Below are 18,088 nucleotides of genomic sequence, written 5' to 3'. Positions count from 1 at the left end.
CGCGAGGCAGGATGAGGCCATGACCTCATCCGTGCTGGATCTTGCCCCCGTCGTGCCCGTCGTCGTCCTGGAGGACGCCGCCGACGCGGTGCCGCTCGCCCGGGCGCTGGTCGCGGGCGGGCTTCCGGCGATCGAGGTGACCCTGCGCACGGCGGCCGCCCTGGACGCGATCCGCGCCATTGCGGCGGAGGTGCCGGACGCGGTGGTCGGCGCGGGCACGGTGATCTCGGCGCGGAACGTCTCCGACACCGCGGATGCCGGGGCCCGGTTCCTGGTCAGCCCCGGCTGGACGGACACCCTGCTGGACGCGATGCAGGAGTCGGGGCTGCCGTTCCTCCCCGGCGTCTCGACGACGTCCGAGGTGGTCGCGCTGCTGGAACGCGGGGTGACCGGAATGAAGTTCTTCCCGGCCGAGGCGGCGGGCGGCACGGCCTATCTGAAGGCGCTGTCCGCCCCGCTTCCGCAGGCCCGGTTCTGCCCGACGGGCGGCATCTCGCTCGCCTCGGCTCCGTCCTACCTGGCCCTGCCCAACGTGGGCTGTGTGGGCGGCAGCTGGATGGTTCCCGGCGACGCGGTCGCGGCCCGGGACTGGGCCCGGGTGGAGCGGCTGGCCGCCGAGGCGGCGGCCCTGCGCGGCTGAGTGCGCGCGACGGCGGACCGTCGCGCGTTCAGCGGCGAACCCGTCGCGTATTCGCATGCATGCTCCCCGGCAATCGGGGCACGACACCTTGTAGGGACGTGCCCCGTACTCCGGGTGACCCGGGTTCCGTCAGGCAATCCCCCGGCCTGCCGGAACCGCCCCGGCCCCATCGGACTTCCCCCCGGCCGATGGGGCCGAGTGCTGTCCGGGGGCCGGTGACCGCGCCGGCTACCGCAGGTGCGAGGTGTCGTTCAGCAGCCGTACGGAGGCGTTGCCGTCCGCGTAGTACGCCACCGCCGAGACCGAGGCCGCCGAGAGCTCCATCCGGAACAGGGATTCGGGCGGGGCGCCCAGCGCCAGCCGCACCAGGGTCTTGATCGGCGTGACATGCGTGACCAGCAGGACCGTGCGCCCGGCATGGCGGGTGACGAGCCGGTCGCGGGCGGCCGCGACCCGGCGCGCCACCTCCGCGAAGCTCTCGCCGCCGCCGGTGGGGGCCACGTCCGGGGAGGCGAGCCAGGCGTCCAGATCGGCGCCGTACCGCTCCCTGACCTCGCCGAACGTGAGGCCCTCCCAGGCCCCGAAGTCCGTCTCGCGCAGCCCGTCCTCGACCGTGACGTCCAGGCCCAGCCGGGCGGCGACCGCCGCGGCCGTCTCGCGGCAGCGGCGCAGCGGTGAGCTGACGATCTCCTGCACGGTCCCCCGAGCGGCGAAGGCCTCGGCGGCGCGCTCGGCCTGGTCGCGGCCGGCGGCGGAGAGTTCGGGATCGGTGCCGCCGCTCCCGGAGAACCGCTTCTCCGGGGTGAGGGCGGTCTCGCCGTGGCGCAGCAGGACGAAGGTGGCGGGCGCGCCGAGGTCGGGGGCCGCGCTCCAGCCGGTCTGCGGAGTGACCGGGTCGGCCGAGGGCCGCTCTGCGGGCGCCGCCGGGACGGCGGGCCGGTTCAGTGCCGCCCTGGCCCGTGCCGCGCCGGCCGTCGCGTCACCGGGCGGGCCCGAGACCGGCGGCAGGACGGCGGCCACGGAGGACTTGGGGGTGTCGAGGGCGGCCGTCGAGGCGGACGCCTCCCACTGCTTGCCCCGCTTGCCCGCGTCCATCGCCTCGTTGGCGAGCCGGTCCGCGTGCTTGTTCTGGGCGCGCGGGATCCACTCGTAGGTCACGGCGGATGCCGGGAGGATGCGCGCGGCCTCGGCCGCGAGCGGCTTCATGTCCGGGTGCTTGATCTTCCAGCGGCCCGACATCTGCTCCACGACCAGCTTGGAGTCCATCCGGACGTGGACCCGCAGCGCTCCGTCGGCCGAGGCGTCCGGCACGAGCGCCTTCGCGGCCCGCAGACCGGCGATGAGGCCCTTGTACTCCGCGACGTTGTTCGTCGCCACGCCGATGTACTCGGCGGCCTCGGCCAGGGTCTCCCCCGTCGCCGGGTCGATGACGACCGCGCCGTAGCCGGCGGGCCCCGGGTTGCCCCGGGAGCCGCCGTCGGCCTCGACGACGAACTGGCGCGGCTGCGTCATTACAGACCCGAGTCGGCCGTGCGCACCAGGATGCGGTGGCAGTTCTCGCAGCGCAGCACGGTGTCGGGGGACGCGGCCTTCACGTCGTTGACCTCGGTGATGTTGAGTTCGAGGCGGCAGCCCTCGCAGCGGCGCTGGTAGAGGCGGGCGGCGCCCACCCCGCCCTGCTGGACGCGGAGCTTCTCGTACAGCTTGAGCAGGTCGGCGGGGACGGAACCGGCGACGACCTCGCGCTCCTTGGTGACCGTGGCGGTCTCCGCGTCGAGCTCCTCTGTGGCCGCGTCCCGGCGGGCGATCGCGTCGTCGGCCTTGGCCTGCACGGCGGAGACCCGGTCGGTCAGCTCGGCGACGCGCTCCTGCGCGGACTCGCGGCGCTCCATGACCTCGAGGACGACGTCCTCCAGGTCGCCCTGGCGCTTGGCCAGCGAGACGATCTCGCGCTGGAGGCTCTCCAGGTCCTTGGGCGAGGTGACCGCACCGGAGTCCAGGCGCTGCTGGTCGCGGGCGGCGCGCTGGCGGACCTGGTCGACGTCCTGCTCGGCCTTGGTCTGCTCGCGGGCGGTGTCGCTCTCCTCGGTCGTCGAGGCGACGAGGAGGTCGCGGAGCTGGGTGAGGTCGGCCGTGAGCGACTCGATCTCGGCGTGCTCGGGGAGGGACTTGCGCTTGTGCGCGAGCTGGGAGAGACGCTGGTCGAGGGCCTGGACGTCGAGGAGTCGGATCTGGTCGGCGGGCGCGGCGTTCAGTTGGGGGCTCCAGAAGAGTGGTGGGTGGTCCAGGGGTCGGTGACCTGCTTCGAGACATGGACCCGCAGGTCCCATCCGTGGCGGTCGGAAATCGCGTCGAGCTGTGCCGCGGCCTGCTCGCACCACGGCCACTCGGTGGCCCAGTGTGCGGCATCGACCAGGCCGAGCGGCGAGTGCTGGACGGCCTCGGAGGCCGGGTGGTGGCGCAGGTCGGCGGTGAGGAAGGCGTCCGCACCGGCGGCGCGCACCGCGTCGAAGAGGCTGTCGCCGGAGCCGCCGCTGACCGCGACGGTGCGTACGAGGGCGTCAGGGTCGCCGGCGAGGCGGATGCCCTGCGCGGTGGCGGGCAGCCGGGCGGCGGCGCGGGCGGCGAACGCGCGCAGGGTCTCGGGGTGGTCGAGCGTGCAGATCCGGCCGAGTCCGCGGCGGCCCGCGGGGTCGGTGGGGTCCGGCACGAGCGGCCGCTCGACGCGCAGGCCGAGGGCGCCGGCCAGGGCGTCGGAGACACCGGGGTCCGCCGAGTCGGCGTTGGTGTGGGCGACGTGCAGCGCGATGTCGTGCTTGATGAGGGTGTGCACGACCCGGCCCTTGAAGGTGCCGGCCGCGACCGTCGTCGTACCGCGCAGATAGAGCGGGTGGTGGGTGACGATCAGCTGGGCGCCGAGCTTCATCGCCTCGTCGGCGATCTGCTGGACGGGGTCGACGGCGAGGAGCACCCGGTCGACGTGGGCGTCCGGGTCACCGCAGACGGTGCCGACCGCGTCCCATCCTTCGGCCCGCTCGGGCGGCCAGAGGGCGTCGAGCTCGGAGATGACATCAGACAGACGGGGCACGGAGGAAAGGCTACCTGTCCTCCGTGCCCCCGGGGGCCTCCGGGAGCGGACCGCCGTCCTGTGCGGCCGCCGCGAGCGAACCGTTACTTCACCAGGTCCGCGCGCAGGTCGTCGAGGACCAGCTCGGCGGAGGTGACACCGAGGCCGAGGTACCAGGTCTCGTCGGAGACGTTCTTGGCCCGGCCCTCCTTGACGGCCTTCAGGTTCTTCCACAGCGGGTTGGCCTGGGCGGTGTCCCGCTCGGTGGCCTTCACGTCCCCGTACACACCGGTGAAGATCCAGTCGGCGTCGGCCTCGTCGATCCTCTCCGGGCTGATCTCGGCGGCGAGGTCGTTGATCTGCTGGTTCTCGGGGCGGGGCAGGCCGACATCCTGAAGGATCGTGCCGATGAAGGAGGCCTTGGCGTAGAGGCGGATGCGGTCAGGCAGGTAGCGGACCATCGAGACGGTCGGCTTCTCGGGGCCGATGTCCTCGCCGAGCTTCTTCGCGTTCGCCTCGTAGGCGCCGAGTGCGGCCTTCGCCTTGGCGGTCCTGTCGAGCGCCGCCGCGTTGAGCAGGTAGTTCTCCTTCCAGGTGAAGCCCGGGCGGATGGAGAACACGGTCGGCGCGATCTTGGACAGCTCGTCGTACTTGTCGGCGGCGCGCAGCTGGCTGCCGAGGATCAGGTCGGGCTTCAGGCCCGCGATCGCCTCGAGGTTGAGGTTGTTGATCGTGCCGACGTTCTTGGGGTCGCCCGCGTCCTTCTTCAGGTACGAGGGGATGGCCGCGTCGCCCTCCGAGGGGGCGTAGCCGACCGGCTTCACACCCAGCGAAACAACGTTGTCGAACTCGCCGACGTCCAGCACGACGACGCGCTTCGGGGCGGCCTTCAGCTCGGTCGTGCCCATGGCGTGGGTGAGCGTGCGGGGGAACTGACCGGCCGGGGCGTCGGTGCCGTACGCCGCCGTCTTCTGCGCCGCGTCGCCGAAGTCCTTGCCGCCCGTCGCGACCGCGGCCTTCTTCCCGCTCCCGTCGCCGGCCCCGCCCGATCCGGCGGTCCCCCCGTCGTCGCTTCCGCAGGCCGAGAGGGACAGGGCGGCCACTACGGCCAGGCCGACTGCGGCAGTGCCGCGGCGTCGAAGGGACATCACTTGCTCCAGTTGGGGGGCACACAGGCACTTCTTAGGAATGCCTAACCTTAGGCACCCGATTTCTCTCGATGCACACCCACCCCCGGCCTCTCAGGCGAATCCGGGCATCGCCACCCTTATGTGTGAAGTGACGTGGCTCGTGTTGTTCGGCAGGAAGTGCGAAAACTAGCTTCGGTTGCCGGAGGTGATGAGTCGATGACTGCCTGTGCCATCGAGGACGGGACCGCTGAGGCGGCCGGAACCGGCGAGACGGTGGAGCCGGAGTCCGACGAACCGGACGCGGCCGAAACGCCGACGGATCCGGCGGAGGCGTCGGCGGAGCAGACGGCGGACGCGCTCGACGACGCCCTGGACACGGCGGCGGAAGCGGCCGGAGCAGCGGAACCACCGGCCCCTGGCGAAACGGTTTTGCCCGCGTTCACGCTCACGGCCGACGGTGCGTACGCCGCCCGGCTCACGGCCGCCCGTGACGCGTCCGGCGGGACCGGCGGCGGGGCCGACGCCGCCTGGTTCGTGGAGCGCTGGACGCTGGACGGGCCCGAGCCGTACGCCGTACCGCTCCCGCTCGACCAGCCGGAGGAGGCCGACTCCCAGGTGCTGCCGCTGGCCGACGGGCGGGTGCTGATCGGGCGCCGGGTCGCGGACCGGCACACCTTCTCACTGCTCTACCCGACCGGCCCCGGCACGGGCGAACTCCTGCTGGGGGCCGTCGCATGCGAGGCGATGACCCTGCTGCCGCCCTCGCCGGACGGCACCAGCGCGTACGCCCTGTCGGTCGGCGAGTACTCCACCTCGCTCTGGCGGGTGGCCGGCGGCGCCTTCGGGCCGGAGCACCTCGCGGATCTGCCGGGCCGCTGCTCCGGCGGGGTCTGGCTGGACCGGGCGGGCCGGCTGCTGGCCCTGGACCGGGAGCCGGCGGGCGGCGGCCCGGTGAAGGCGGTCGCGGTGGACCTGGGGCGGGGCGCCGAGATGACGCCGCTGCTGCAGATCGCGCCCGACAGCAACGACCGGCTGCTGCTGGCCGATCCGGACAGCGGCCTGCTGCTGATCCGCTCGGACGCGCCCGGACACGACCGGCTCGGCTGGGGGGTGCTGGGCAGCTGTCTGCCGGTGCGCTTCCCGGAGTGCCTGCGGCTGCCGGACTGCGCCGTGACGCCGTTCGCCGTGCAGCCGGGCCAGATGCTGATGCCGGAGAGCTGTGCGGTGGCCCTTCGGATCGACGGGGCGGCGGGCAGCTGGGTCGGCGTCTGGCGTCCGGCTGGCCGCCGGCTGCACCAGCTCGCCGCGCCCGTGGGCTGGCAGGCCGGCAGCGGGGTCTGGTCCCGCGAGGGCGTGCTGAGGCTCCCGTACGCGAACGGGGAGACGGCCTGCGCGGTGGCGCTCCTTGAGGCGCCCGAGGACGTGGAGCACGGGGTGGGGGCGGCCGGACCCGGCTGCGGCGAAAGCGGTATGCAACCGTCCGCGGCCACGATGCCTCCTCCTGTGTGTAGGCCGGTTCCACTGGGGCAGGCGCCTCTCGTGGGGCGTACCGCTCCTGACTAAGCTTGGACCGGGGCTCACGCAACCGTGCACCGCGGTCACCTGCGGTGACCTTTCCCCGGGTGCGGGTGGTGTGACGGCTCCGGAGACACACACGTAAGCGATCACAACGGGGTGACTTCCCACATGTCTGAAGCCCGAACCGACACGACCCAGACGCGCCCGCCGGGGGCGGACGCGCTACGGGCCGAAGCCGGCGGCTCCGGAAAGCACCGGGGCGGCGTGGCCGTGGACGACTCGGCGGCGCAGCCGCTCGGCCGCCACCGCCGCCCCTCCGAAGGAGGCAGCAGGGCGGCCTGACCGCCCAGGAACACGACGAGGGAGGGGAGGGCCCCCGCAGCCGGCCGGCTGCGGGGGCCCTCCCCCTGTGCGGGGCTGCGGGGCGCGGCCGTCAGCCGCGCTTGAGTCCCAGCACCTCCGCCGCCGCGAACGTCTCGTTCGGCGGGCGGTCCTCGTAGTACGGCGAGATCAGCTCGTCCAGCTCGTCGAAGGAGAACGCCTCCTTGGCCGAGTCGAACTTCGCGGCCACCCTGGGGCGTTCGACGATCGCGACCATGCCCCCGTGGACCACGAGGAGCTGCCCGTTGACCTTGGCCGCCGCCGGGGAGGCGAGATAGCCGACGAGCGGCGAGACATGCTCGGGGGCGAGCGCGTCGAGCCGTCCGTCCCGGGGTTCCTGGAAGCCCGCGAAGACGTCCTCGGTCATCCGGGTCCTGGCGCGCGGGCAGATGGCGTTGGCGGTGACGCCGTACTTGGCCAGGGCCAGCGCGGTGGAGGTGGTCAGTCCGACGATGCCGCCCTTGGCCGCCGCGTAGTTGGGCTGGCCCGCCGAACCCGCCAGGAATGCCTCCGACGAGGTGTTGACGATCCGCCCGTAGACCGGGCCGCCGGAGGCCTTGGACCGGGCGCGCCAGTGGGCCGCGGCGAAGTGCGTGGTGTTGAAGTGGCCCTTGAGGTGCACCCGTACGACCGAGTCCCACTCGTCCTCGGTCATCGAGAAGATCATCCGGTCGCGGAGGATGCCCGCGTTGTTGACCAGGATGTCGAGCCGGCCGTACGTCTCGACGGCCAGTTCCACCAGGGCGCGGGCCTGTGCGTGGTCGGACACGTCGCCGAGGTGGGCGACGGCCCGGCCGCCCGCCGACCTGATCTCCCCGGCGACCTCCTCGGCGGGGGCGGCCGACGCCTCGCCCGAGCCGTCGCGGCCGGGCTGCCCGTAGTCGTTGACGACGACGGCCGCGCCGAGCCGCGCCAGTTCCAGTGCCTCCGCGCGGCCGAGGCCGCGCCCGGCGCCGGTGACGATCGCGGACAGTCCGTCCAGGGGAAGTGACATCGGATCTCGGGGTCCTCTCGGGAGGGAGCGGGCGGGGCGGGCGGTTCAGAGTTCGATGCAGGTACGCAGCGACTCGCCGGTCCGCATCTGGTCGAGGGCGTCGTTGACACCGTCGAGCCGTACCCGGTGGGTGATCATCGACTCGAGGTCGATGCGGCCGGCCCGCCAGAGCGCAATGGCCCGCTCGTACGACCGGAGCACGTCCCCTCCCCCGTACATGGAGGGCAGAATGCGCTTCTCGTCGAGGAACAGCTCGAACATGTTGACCTGGAAGTTGTCGTCCATGGCGCCCGCGCCGACGATGCAGAGGGTGCCGCCGCGCCGGGTGTTCTCGTACGCGGTACGGGCCGTGGCGGACTTGCCGACGACCTCGAAGACGTAGTCGAAGCCCTCGCCCGCCGTGATCCGCTGCCGGGCGTCGGCGAACTCGTCGGGCGAGACCGCCTCGGTCGCGCCGAACCGCAGCGCCGCCTCGCGCCGGGAGGCGACCGGGTCCACGGCGACGATCTGGGCGGCGCCCTGCACCCGGGCGCCCTGGATCGTGGAGATGCCGACGCCGCCGCAGCCGATCACGGCGACCGACGAACCGGCCTCCACCTTCGCGGTGTTGATGGCCGCGCCGAGGCCGGTGGTGACCCCGCAGCCGATCAGCGCGGCGATCTCGAACGGCACGTCGTCGGGGATCGGCACCGCGCAGCCCGCGCCGACGACGACCTCCTCGGTGAAGGTGCCGGTCCCGGCGAAACCGAACACATCGCCGCCGGGCCGCCTGAAGTTGGGCGTGCCCGCGTTCATGAACCCGGCCAGGCAGAGCTGGGTCTGACCGCGCTTGCAGGCCGGACACGCCCCGCAGGCGGGCAGCCAGCAGACCAGCACCCGGTCGCCCGCGCTCAGGCCGGTCACCCCGTCGCCGACGTCGACGACCTCGCCGGCGCCCTCGTGGCCGGGGATGAAGGGGGCGGGCTGCGGCAGCACTCCGCTCATCGCGGAGACGTCGGAGTGGCACAGCCCGGTGGCCCGGATGCGGAGCCTGACCTTGCCGGGGCCGAAGCCCACCGCCTCGACGTCGTCGAGGACTTCGAGTTTGTCCTGGCCTATCTCGTGCAGTACGGCTGCGCGCATGGTGCGGCTCCCCTCACAGGTGCTGTCGGTGATCGGTTCAGGAGTGTTCGACGAAGGTGTCGCCGAGGACCGCGGCGTCGTCCCGCTCCGCGGCCGTCACCTCCACCCGGACCAGGTCCTCGGCGGTCCACATCCGGATCCGGAGGGTCTCGCCGGGGAAGACGACCCCGGCGAACCGGGTGCGGCAGGAGCGGACACGGGCCGCGTCGCCGCCGAGGACCGTGTCGGTGACTGCCTTGAGCGTCATCCCGTATGTGCACAGTCCGTGCAGGATCGGCCGGTCGAAGCCGGCCCGCGCAGCGAAGGCGGGGTCGGCGTGGAGCGGGTTCCAGTCCCCGGAGAGCCGGTAGAGCAGCGCCTGGTCGGGCCGGACCGGCCGCTCCACGACGTGGTCGGGGGCGGTCTTTGGGTACGCCGTCCGTCCGGACGGGCCGCGTTCACCGCCGAAGCCGCCCTCGCCGCGCACGAAGATCCGGGCGTCGTTGGTCCACAGCGGGCCGTCGTCGTCGGCGGCCTCGGTGCGCAGCACCAGCACGGCCGCCTTGCCCTTGTCGTACACGGCGGCGACCTTCGAGGTCTGTACGGCACTGCCCCGCACCGGGATCGGCCGGTGCACCCGCACGCTCTGGCCGCCGTGCAGGACGGCCGCGAGGTCGACGTCTATGCCGGGTGAGGAGAGCCCGGCGGTCATACCCAGCCCGGCGCCGGCGACCGTGGCGAAGGAGGGCAGCACCTGGAGCCGGGACTCCAGCGTGTAGCGCAGCTCGCCGGGGTCCACGGCCGGGTCGGCCAGGCCGGGGCGGGTGCCCGCGCCGATCCCGAGGTGGTAGAGCTGCACGTCCTTGTGGTCCCAGCTGATGGGGCCGGTGCGGGGTTCGGCAGCGAGAGCTTTTTCGGCATCAATGGGCATGGGGAAGCTGCTCCTCGACGGGTCCTGAACACTTCCTGGCGGCGCGTGGCTGGTTCCTGGGCGGTTCCCCCGGCGGTGGGAGACCTCGGTGCGGCCGTCCGCACCGTCGGCCGCACCGAGGCCGTGCGGGGACCGGGAACGGCGTCCGTTCTAGAACGCGTTCTAGCCGGTTGGCCCCATGTATAACGCAGCGCCCAGCAGTTGGGAAGACTGCTGACGTCACGTCAGATCGTGGGGCGGGAAGCCCCGCTCACCCCCGAAGCCCTCCCGCCCGCGTCCGCGATGACATTTGTCATCGCGGACTGCGTACATACGCATCTGCCGCAGCGCGCTCACTCTCCGTAGCGTTGTTCTCATGAAAAAGACAACGGGGAACGAGGCCGCGGTGGTCTTCACCGGGGCGGTGAAGACCTTCGGCAGGACCGGACAGAGCGTGCGGGCCGCGGACGGGATCGGACTGACCGTCGAGCGGGGCGAGACCGTCGCGCTCCTCGGGCGGAACGGGGCGGGCAAGTCGACCGCCATCAGCCTGCTGCTCGGGCTGAACGAGCCGGACGAGGGCAGTGTGCGGGTACTCGGCCGCTCGCCCGGGCAGGCGGTCCGGGCCGGCCTGGTCGGCGCCATGCTCCAGGACGGTCGCCCCATACAGCGGGTGACGGTCCGTGAGCTGATCACCTTTGTGGCGTCCACGTATCCAAGTCCCCTGCCGGTCGCCGAGGCGCTGGAGCTGGCGGGTGTCGCGGAGTACGCGAACCGGCGGATCGACAAGCTCTCCGGCGGCCAGATACAGCGGGTCCGGTTCGCCGTCGCCCTGGCCGGCAATCCGGAGCTGATCGTGCTGGACGAGCCGACCGCCGCCCTGGACGTGGAGGGGCGGCGCGCGTTCTGGGAGTCCATGCGGGCCTACGCCCGGCGCGGCAACACGGTGCTCTTCTCCACCCATTACCTGGAGGAGGCCGATGAGAACGCCGACCGGATCGTCGTCATCGACCGGGGCCGGATCGTCGCGGACGGCAGCGGCGAGGCCGTCAAGCGCGCGGCCGGCCACAGCAGGGTCGCCTTCGATCTGGCGGGCCGGTCCACCGAGGGGCTGGAGGTGTTTCCGGGTGTCGTCACCGTCGAGGTGACCGGCGACCGCGCGGTGCTGCACACGGACGACCCGGACGCCACGGTGGTGGAGCTGGCCCGGCTGGGCATGGTGCGGGGCCTTCAGGTCTCCCCGGCCACGCTGGAGGCCGCGTTCCTCTCCCTCACGACGTCCTCCGGAGCCTCTTCCGCCGCACTTCCCACGCCATCCCCCACCCCACCCCCCGCCGCATCCGTCCGGACCGAGAAGGAGATCGTCTGATGTTCCGCTACATCGTGCTCGAAATCCGCCGGACCCTGCGCGACGGCGCCTTCCTCGTCTTCGGCACGGGCATGCCGGTGATGATGTACCTGATCTTCACCAATATCGGCGGGGGCGGCGACGTCGACGGCTGGAAGACCGCCTCGATGGTCGGGATGGCCGCGTACGGGGCGCTCGGCTCGGCCATGTCGATCGGGACGGGGGTCGCCTCCGACAAGTCCCTCGGCTGGCTCCAGCAGTTGCGGGTCACCCCGCTCTCCCCGACCCATGCGGTCATAGGCCGTGCGATCAGCGGTTCGGTGACCGTGCTGCCGACGATCCTGACGGTGCTGCTGGCCGGTGGCCTGGTCAACGGCGTACGGATGGCGGCCTGGCAGTGGGCCGTGCTGGTGCTGCTGCTGTGGGCCGGCGCCCTGCCCTTCACCCTGCTCGGCCTGGGCAACGGCTACCGCCTCACCCCGCAGGGCACCGGAGTCGTCAACGTCGCCTGCCTGATGGGCTTCGGGGTCGTCGGCGGGCTGTGGTTCCCGCTGGAGCTGCTGCCCGAGTGGCTGCGTTCCGTCGGCAGGTTCACCCCGGCCAACCGGTTCGCCGACCTGGGATGGGCGACCACCGAGGGCCATGCACCGGGCGCCGCGACGCTCGGCGTGCTCTGCGCCTGGCTCCTGCTGTTCGGTTCGTACGCGGTGATCTCGTACCGTCGGTCCGCGAGGACCGTGTGACGGGAGTGAGCATGTCCGGGAACGGAAGACTGACACGCAGGCAACGGCGCCGGCTGCGCAGGGAGCACGGCCGCCCCGGTCCGCCGGGACCCTACGCGCTGCTGCCCTGGCTGCTGATGGGCCTGGGGTCCTTCTCGAACCTCTTCCAGGGCGAGACCCCCAGCCCGTGGATCGGCGGGGCGGGACTGCTCGCCTTCAACTCCCTCTACATCTCGGTGGTGTTCCGGGGCTTCGTCAAGGAGAAGCGCGAGGCGCGGGCGACCTACGTCCTGCTGGGCGCGATGGCCGTGGTCACCTTCGGTCTGGCCATCGGGTACGGCGGCAGCTGGCTGCTGTTCTTCCCGCTCCTCTCGCTGGCCTGCGGCACCGTCCTGCGCAAGCGCTGGCTCGTCGTCACGCTGTTCGGCCTCGCCGTGTCGGCCTGCGCGATCGCCGTGTGGCGCGGGGACAGCGCGTCGACGCCCTGGACCCTGGCCTACGGCACCTTCATCTCCGGTGCGGTGACGTCCGCGATCCTCACCCTGTCGGAGACCGTGATGGAGCTGCGCGCCACCCGGCAGGAGCTGGCCAGGACCGCCGTCGAGCGGGAGCGGCTGCGCTTCTCCCGCGATCTGCACGACCTGCTGGGCCACACGCTCTCGGTGATCGTGGTGAAGTCCGAGGCCGCGCGCAGGCTCGCGCCGCGCGACATGGACGCCGCCCTCTCCCAGGTCGCCGACATCGAGTCCGTCGGGCGGCAGGCGCTCACCGAGATCCGTGAGGCCGTCACCGGCTACCGCGAGGGGAGCCTCGCCACCGAGCTGGACCGGGCCAGGTCGGCGCTGACGGCCGCCGGGATCGAGCCGTCCGTGCGGCGCTCCGGCCCCCCGCTCGCCCCGCAGACCGAGGCGCTGCTCGGCTGGGTGGTGCGGGAGGCGGTCACCAACGTCGTGCGTCACTCCACCGCGACCCGCTGCGCGTTCGAGGTGGACGGCAACCCGGAGCGGGTCAGGCTGACCGTCACCGACGACGGCCGGGGCGAGGCCGCCGCTCCGGCGCCCACCCCGGGCATCGGCGGCACGGGACTGAAGGGCCTCACCGAGCGCCTGGCGACGGCGGGCGGCTCCCTCACGGCGGGTCCGGGACCGGCCGGCGGCTTCGTGGTCACCGCCGAACTCCCGGTGGACGCGCCCGGTGAAGAGAACGACGACCCGGCGTCGCCCCCTACCCTGGGCCGGTGAACGAGATGCCGCAGGATCAACCGCCCGCCAAGTCCGTACGGGTGCTGCTCGCCGAGGACCAGGGCATGATGCGGGGCGCGCTCGCCCTGCTGCTGGGGCTGGAGCCGGACATCGAGGTGGTGGCCCAGGTGGGCGCGGGCGACGAGATCGTGGGCGCGGCGCTGACGTCCCGGCCCGATGTGGCGCTGCTGGACATCGAACTCCCGGGCCGCAGCGGTCTGGACGCGGCGGCGGACCTGCGCGAGGAGGTGCCGGACTGCCGGGTGCTGATCCTCACCACGTTCGGCCGGCCCGGCTATCTGCGGCGCGCGATGGAGGCCGGGGCGGCCGGGTTCCTGGTCAAGGACGGCCCGGTCGAGGAGCTCGCGTCGGCGATCCGCCGGGTGCTGACCGGTGAGACGGTGATCGATCCGACGCTGGCCGCCGCCGCGCTGAGCGCCGGGCCGAGCCCGCTGACCGCGCGGGAACGCGACGCGCTGGTCGCCTCGGTGGACGGGGCGACGGTCGCCGACATCGCGGAGAAGCTGCATCTGTCGGAGTCGACGGTTCGCAACTACCTCTCCTCGGCGATCGGCAAGACCGGCACCCGCAACCGGATGGAGGCGGTCCGGGCGGCCCGGCAGCAGGGCTGGCTCTGAGGGACGGGCCCGCGAGCGGGCCCGCAGGGGCGAGGGCGGGGAACCTCTCCTCGCGCTTCACCCACCATCGCTTCACGCACCACCGCTTCATGCACCATCGCTTCACGCACCACCGCTTCACGCACCATCGTTCGTAGGACCGTTACCGGGGGGCACGGCCATTTTTATGACATCCCGCACCACCGCACCCGGGCGCACTCTGCCCGTCTGGCCACTGCCGATGCTGTGGACCCTCGCCCTCGGGCTCTGGGGGCTGTCGCGGCAGGACAGTGTGTGGCGGGACGAGGCCGCGACCTGGCAGGTGGCCCAGCGGTCCACCGACGACCTGGCGGATCTGCTGGCGCACATCGACGCGGTGCACGGCTGCTACTACCTGCTGATGCACACCCTGTTCGGCTGGTTCGGGGCGAATACCACGACCCTGCGGCTGCCCTCCGTGCTGGCGATGGCGGTGGCGGCGGCCTGTGTGGCGGCGATCGGCGGGCGGCTGGGCGGGAAGTGGGCCGGGCTCGGGGGCGGGATGGTGTTCGGGCTGCTCCCCGCCGTGCAGTTCTACCTGCAGGAGGGCCGCCCGTACGCGCTGGTCGCGGCCGGGGCCGGGGTCGCGACCCTGCTCCTGGTGACCCTGCTCCAGGGTCACGGCGGCGCGGGCCGCTGGGCGGCGTACGCGGGCGCGGTCCTCGTCTGCGCCCTGCTGAACTGGCTGTCGCTGCTGATCCTGCCCGCCCATCTGGTGACCCTGGCCCGCTCGGGGGCCGGGCGCGGCGTCCTCCTGCGCTGGGCTGCGGCCTCGGCGGCGGCGCTGGCCGGTGCGCTGCCGCTGATCGTGTTCACCACCCGCGACCAGGCCGGGCAGGTGTCCTGGATACCCCCGCTGACCTGGCACATGCTGATCGGCCCGGCGATCCTGCTGGCGATCGGCGGGCTCGGGGCGCTGGTGGACCGGCCGGGGCAGGACGGGCTGTCGGTGGCCTCGGTCGGATTACCGCTGCTGGCGATACCCCAGGCCGGGCTGGCCGGGCTCTCGCTGATCGAGCCGCTGTTCCTGGACCGGTATGTGCTGTTCAGCCTGCTGGGCCTGGCGCTGCTGATCGGCGCCGGACTGCAGGCGGCGGTGCGGGCGGCCGCGCCCCGGTTCCCGGCGGCGTCGACGTGGCTGGTGCCCGTGCTGCTCGGCGCGGCGGTGCTGGCGCTGCTGCCGCAGTCGCTGGCCAAGCGGTCCCCGGAGAGCCGGGTGGACGACGTACTCGCCATGACGGCGGACATACGGCGGCTCAAGGAGCCGGGGGGCGCGGTGGTGTTCGTGCCGTCGGCGCGGCGCGACGCGAAGCTGGTCTCGCCGGACGCGTTCAGCGGGCTGCGGGACATCGCGCTGGAGCGAGGCCCCCTGGAGTCCGGGACGCTGAACGGGGTGGAGGCCGAGCCCGCGCGGATACAGGACGCGATGCTGGCCGAGCGGCGGATACTGATGGTGACGGACACCCCGGACGCGTCGCTGCCGTTGACCGCGCGGAGGGACACGGTGAAGTCGGCCGTGCTGAAGCGGCACTTCACCGTGGTGGCGGACGCACAGGTGCGCGGCCGGCGGGTGACGCTGTACGAGCGCACCGGCTGAACGGACGCGCCGGCCCTCGGCCCCCGCCCCCGGCCGCCGCGCTCAGTGCGGGGCGGGCCGGTGGCGGGGCAGCCAGACGACCATCAGGAGGAGTCCGCCGAGCAGGACCGAGCCCGCGGTCCGGAAGGCCAGGGCGTAGCCCTCGGTGAGCGCCTCCGGGCTCGTGCCGCCCGCGGTGCGGGCCGCGGCGACCGTGGAGAGCACGGCCAGGCCGAGCGCGCCGCCCATCGTGCGGGAGGTGTTCACCAGACCGGAGACGAGACCGGCCTCGCCGTGGGCCGCGCCGGCGGTCGCCAGGGAGGCGAGCGGGGTGGACGCGAGCCCGGCACCGGCCATCATCAGCACGCCGGGCAGGCAGACCGCGGTGAGGTAGCCGCCGTCGGCGGTCATCAGGGACTGCCAGCCGAAGCCGGCCGCGGCGACCGCCGTGCCGATGAGCGCGAGGTTCTTCGCCCCGGTGCGGGCCATCAGCCGCGGCGCGCTCTTGGAGCCGATCACGACGGCCAACGAGGTGGGGATCAGGGCGAGTCCGGCCTCCAGCGCGCTGTAGCCCAGGACGTTCTGCGCGTACACGGTCATGAAGTACCACATGGAGAAGGTGGCGGAGCCGACCACCATCATCGCGACGTTCGCCGAGGCCACCGCCCCGTTCCCGAGCACCCGCAAAGGCATCAGCGGCTTCGCCGTGCGCGCCTCCACCAGGACGAACAGGGCGAGCAGGGCCAGGCCGCCGAGCAGCGGCACCAGGGTCGCGGCCGCGCCCCAGCCCGACTCCTCGGTCTGCACGATCCCGTACGCCACGGAGGCCAGCCCCGCCGTGACGAGGACGGCGCCGAGGATGTCGAGGCGGCTGCGTTCGCCCGCGCGGCCCTCGGCGAGCCAGATCGCGGCGCCGGCCAGGACGAGCACCCCGATGGGCACGTTGATCAGGAGGACCCAGCGCCAGGAGAGCGCGTCGGTGAGCACCCCGCCGATCAGTCCGCCCGCGGCGCCGCCGCCCGCGCCGACCGCCATCCAGGTGCCGATGGCCTTGGCCCGGGCGGGGCCCTCGGGCACGGCGGCGGTGAGCAGGGTGAGGGTCGCGGGCGCGAGCACGGCGGCGCCCAGCCCCTGGGCGGCGCGGGCGGCGAGCAGCTGCCAGCCCTCCTGGGCGAATCCGCCCGCGAGGGAGGCGGCGGTGAACAGGCCGAGGCCGACGAGGAACATCCGCTTGCGGCCGTAGAGGTCGGCGGCCCGCCCGCCGAGCAGCATGAACCCGGCGAACGCGATCGAGTACGCGTTGAGCACCCACTGCAGCCCGGCGGCGCTCAGCCCCAGGTCGGTGCGCATGGACGGGAGGGCCACATTGACGACCGACACATCGAGCACGACGAGGAACTGTCCGACGCAGGCGGCGAGCACCACCGCCCAGGTGCGGGTCCGGAGCCGGCCGGTGCGGAGTACGGGCGTCGTGACGTCAACCATGGGTGTCATACTCTCAGCCGCCCTGCGCCCCGTACATCGGTTTCCGGTCCCGGCCGGCCTCGGTCCAGCGGCGTAGGACCGGGGCTCCAGCGGAAACCTCGGGGCCCGTCCGCCCCTCAGCGGCGCAGGAGGGTCACCACGGCGGCGCCGCCGAGGCCGATGTTGTGGGCGAGCCCGGTCCGTGCGCCGGGCACCTGGCGGGCCCCGGCCTCGCCCCTGAGCTGCCACGTGAGTTCGGCGGCCTGGGCGATTCCGGTGGCACCGAGCGGATGCCCCTTGGAGATCAGCCCGCCGGACGGGTTGACCACCCAGCGGCCGCCGTGGGTGGTGGCGCCGGACTCGACGAGCAGACCGGACTCGCCCTCGCCGCAGAGCCCGAGCGCCTCGTAGGTGAGGAGTTCGTTGATGGAGAAGCAGTCGTGGAGCTCGATGACGTCGAGGTCGCCGGCGCCGATGGATGCGGCCTCGTACACCTGCCGGGCCGCCTCCCGCGCCATGGGCAGTCCGACCGCGTCGATGCAGGTCCCGGAGGCGAAGGAGGCCTCGGTGTCGGTCGTCATGGCCTGGGCGGCGATCTCCACGGCCCGTCCGCCGAGGCCGTGCCGCTCCACGAAGCGCTCGGAGACGACGACGGCCGCCGCCGCCCCGTCGGAGGTCGGGGAGCACTGGAGCCGGGTCAGCGGGTGGTGGACCGGCTTGGCGGCGAGGACCTCCTCGACCGTGTACGGGTCGCGGAACTGGGCGTTCGGGTTGTCCGCGGAGTGGCGGTGGTTCTTGGCGGCGACGGCGGCGAGCTGCGCCTCGGTCGTGCCGTACATCCGCATGTGCTCGCGGGCCGCGTTGCCGAAGATCTGGGCGGTGGGCGGGGTCGTCCCGAAGCCGTGGGCAGCGGCCATGATCCCGTAGTGCCGGGCGACCGGGGACGTCCTGAAATCGCCTGCTCCGCCGTCGGATCCGCCGCCGCCGAGCGAGCCGCGCGCCATCTTCTCGAAGCCGAGCGCGAGGACGCAGTCGCTGCCGCCGCCCTCGACGAACTGGCGGGCCGTCATCAGCGCGGTGGAGCCGGTGGCGCAGTTGTTGTTGACGTTGTAGACGGGCACCCCGGTCAGGCCGAGGCCGTAGACGGCGCGCTGTCCGGCGGTGGAGGCCTGGAAGCAGTAGCCGACGGCGGCCTGCTGGATGTCCTCGTACGTCAGGCCGGCGTCGGCGAGCGCGGCGGTGCCGGCCTCCTTCGCCATGTCCCAGTACTGCCAGTCGCGGGTCTCGGGCTTCTCGAACCTCGTCATCCCGACGCCGACGATGTAGGACCTCATCATGGA

Annotated in this window: 17 protein-coding genes; 8 read left to right on the top strand and 9 right to left on the bottom strand. The window is 73.1% G+C overall.

The features are described from left to right. Positions 1–19: 19 nt before the first annotated feature. The gene (gene eda, locus RLT58_RS25640; RefSeq protein ID WP_311312713.1) at positions 20–640 is read left to right on the top strand and encodes a bifunctional 4-hydroxy-2-oxoglutarate aldolase/2-dehydro-3-deoxy-phosphogluconate aldolase; all 621 of its coding nucleotides are present in this window, start codon (positions 20–22) and stop codon (positions 638–640) included. Positions 641–868: 228 nt separating this feature from the next. Here eda and RLT58_RS25635 read toward each other — a convergent pair whose 3' ends face one another. From RLT58_RS25635 to RLT58_RS25620, 4 genes are all read right to left on the bottom strand, one after another. Then, positions 869–2,152, bottom strand: coding sequence for a bifunctional RNase H/acid phosphatase (locus RLT58_RS25635; RefSeq protein WP_311312712.1), 1,284 nt, complete (start codon positions 2,150–2,152; stop codon positions 869–871). Beyond that, entirely contained in the window at positions 2,152–2,895 is a 744-nt protein-coding gene (locus tag RLT58_RS25630) for a zinc ribbon domain-containing protein (RefSeq protein WP_311314649.1), read from the bottom strand. The genes RLT58_RS25635 and RLT58_RS25630 overlap by 1 nt, the downstream gene beginning before the upstream one ends. Further along, positions 2,892–3,728, bottom strand: a complete 837-nt coding sequence (locus RLT58_RS25625) for a Nif3-like dinuclear metal center hexameric protein (RefSeq protein WP_311312711.1) — start codon at positions 3,726–3,728, stop codon at positions 2,892–2,894. The genes RLT58_RS25630 and RLT58_RS25625 overlap by 4 nt, the downstream gene beginning before the upstream one ends. A gap of 83 nt (positions 3,729–3,811) precedes the next feature. Continuing rightward, positions 3,812–4,855: an ABC transporter substrate-binding protein gene (locus RLT58_RS25620; RefSeq protein ID WP_311312710.1), complete on the bottom strand. Its 1,044-nt coding sequence runs from the start codon at positions 4,853–4,855 to the stop codon at positions 3,812–3,814. Between the two features lie 198 nt (positions 4,856–5,053). Between RLT58_RS25620 and RLT58_RS25615 the strand changes: the two genes are divergently transcribed. Next, complete coding sequence (locus RLT58_RS25615; RefSeq protein ID WP_311312709.1) at positions 5,054–6,400, top strand: hypothetical protein; 1,347 nt, start codon at positions 5,054–5,056, stop codon at positions 6,398–6,400. Positions 6,401–6,523: 123 nt separating this feature from the next. Further along, entirely contained in the window at positions 6,524–6,697 is a 174-nt protein-coding gene (locus RLT58_RS25610) for a hypothetical protein (RefSeq protein ID WP_311312708.1), read from the top strand. Positions 6,698–6,788: 91 nt separating this feature from the next. Here RLT58_RS25610 and RLT58_RS25605 read toward each other — a convergent pair whose 3' ends face one another. The 3 genes from RLT58_RS25605 to RLT58_RS25595 are packed head-to-tail and all read right to left on the bottom strand — an operon-like array spanning position 6,789 to position 9,762. Further along, positions 6,789–7,730, bottom strand: coding sequence for a 3-oxoacyl-ACP reductase (locus tag RLT58_RS25605; RefSeq protein ID WP_311312707.1), 942 nt, complete (start codon positions 7,728–7,730; stop codon positions 6,789–6,791). A gap of 45 nt (positions 7,731–7,775) precedes the next feature. Then, positions 7,776–8,852, bottom strand: coding sequence for a Zn-dependent alcohol dehydrogenase (locus RLT58_RS25600; RefSeq protein WP_311312706.1), 1,077 nt, complete (start codon positions 8,850–8,852; stop codon positions 7,776–7,778). A 37-nt stretch (positions 8,853–8,889) separates the two neighbouring features. Continuing rightward, positions 8,890–9,762, bottom strand: a complete 873-nt coding sequence (locus RLT58_RS25595) for an enoyl-CoA hydratase ChsH3 (protein ID WP_311312705.1) — start codon at positions 9,760–9,762, stop codon at positions 8,890–8,892. 355 nt (positions 9,763–10,117) lie between these two features. Between RLT58_RS25595 and RLT58_RS25590 the strand changes: the two genes are divergently transcribed. The 5 genes from RLT58_RS25590 to RLT58_RS25570 all read left to right on the top strand — a co-directional run bounded on the left by RLT58_RS25590 (position 10,118) and on the right by RLT58_RS25570 (position 15,305). Further along, on the top strand, positions 10,118–11,110 hold the full coding sequence (locus RLT58_RS25590; RefSeq protein ID WP_399131682.1) for an ABC transporter ATP-binding protein: 993 nt from the start codon (positions 10,118–10,120) through the stop codon (positions 11,108–11,110). After that, a complete protein-coding gene (locus RLT58_RS25585) occupies positions 11,110–11,832 on the top strand; it encodes an ABC transporter permease (RefSeq protein ID WP_311312704.1) in 723 nt (240 codons plus the stop codon). The genes RLT58_RS25590 and RLT58_RS25585 overlap by 1 nt, the downstream gene beginning before the upstream one ends. An 11-nt stretch (positions 11,833–11,843) precedes the next feature. Beyond that, positions 11,844–13,052: a sensor histidine kinase gene (locus RLT58_RS25580; RefSeq protein WP_311312703.1), complete on the top strand. Its 1,209-nt coding sequence runs from the start codon at positions 11,844–11,846 to the stop codon at positions 13,050–13,052. 5 nt (positions 13,053–13,057) lie between these two features. Next, positions 13,058–13,690: a response regulator gene (locus tag RLT58_RS25575; protein ID WP_311314647.1), complete on the top strand. Its 633-nt coding sequence runs from the start codon at positions 13,058–13,060 to the stop codon at positions 13,688–13,690. Between the two features lie 166 nt (positions 13,691–13,856). Next, a complete protein-coding gene (locus RLT58_RS25570; protein WP_311312702.1) occupies positions 13,857–15,305 on the top strand; it encodes a glycosyltransferase family protein in 1,449 nt (482 codons plus the stop codon). 42 nt (positions 15,306–15,347) lie between these two features. Here the strand turns inward: RLT58_RS25570 and RLT58_RS25565 are convergent, their stop codons facing one another. Both RLT58_RS25565 and RLT58_RS25560 read right to left on the bottom strand, forming a co-directional pair. Next, the gene (locus tag RLT58_RS25565) at positions 15,348–16,778 is read right to left on the bottom strand and encodes an MFS transporter (RefSeq protein WP_311312701.1); all 1,431 of its coding nucleotides are present in this window, start codon (positions 16,776–16,778) and stop codon (positions 15,348–15,350) included. A 107-nt stretch (positions 16,779–16,885) separates the two neighbouring features. Beyond that, positions 16,886–18,082, bottom strand: a complete 1,197-nt coding sequence (locus RLT58_RS25560) for a lipid-transfer protein (protein WP_311314646.1) — start codon at positions 18,080–18,082, stop codon at positions 16,886–16,888. Positions 18,083–18,088: the final 6 nt, after the last annotated feature.

Source organism: Streptomyces sp. ITFR-16, assembly GCF_031844705.1.
GTDB lineage: Bacteria > Actinomycetota > Actinomycetes > Streptomycetales > Streptomycetaceae > Streptomyces.
Note: the sequence above shows the minus strand (reverse complement) of the source record. Positions and strands in the feature narration are given on the sequence as shown.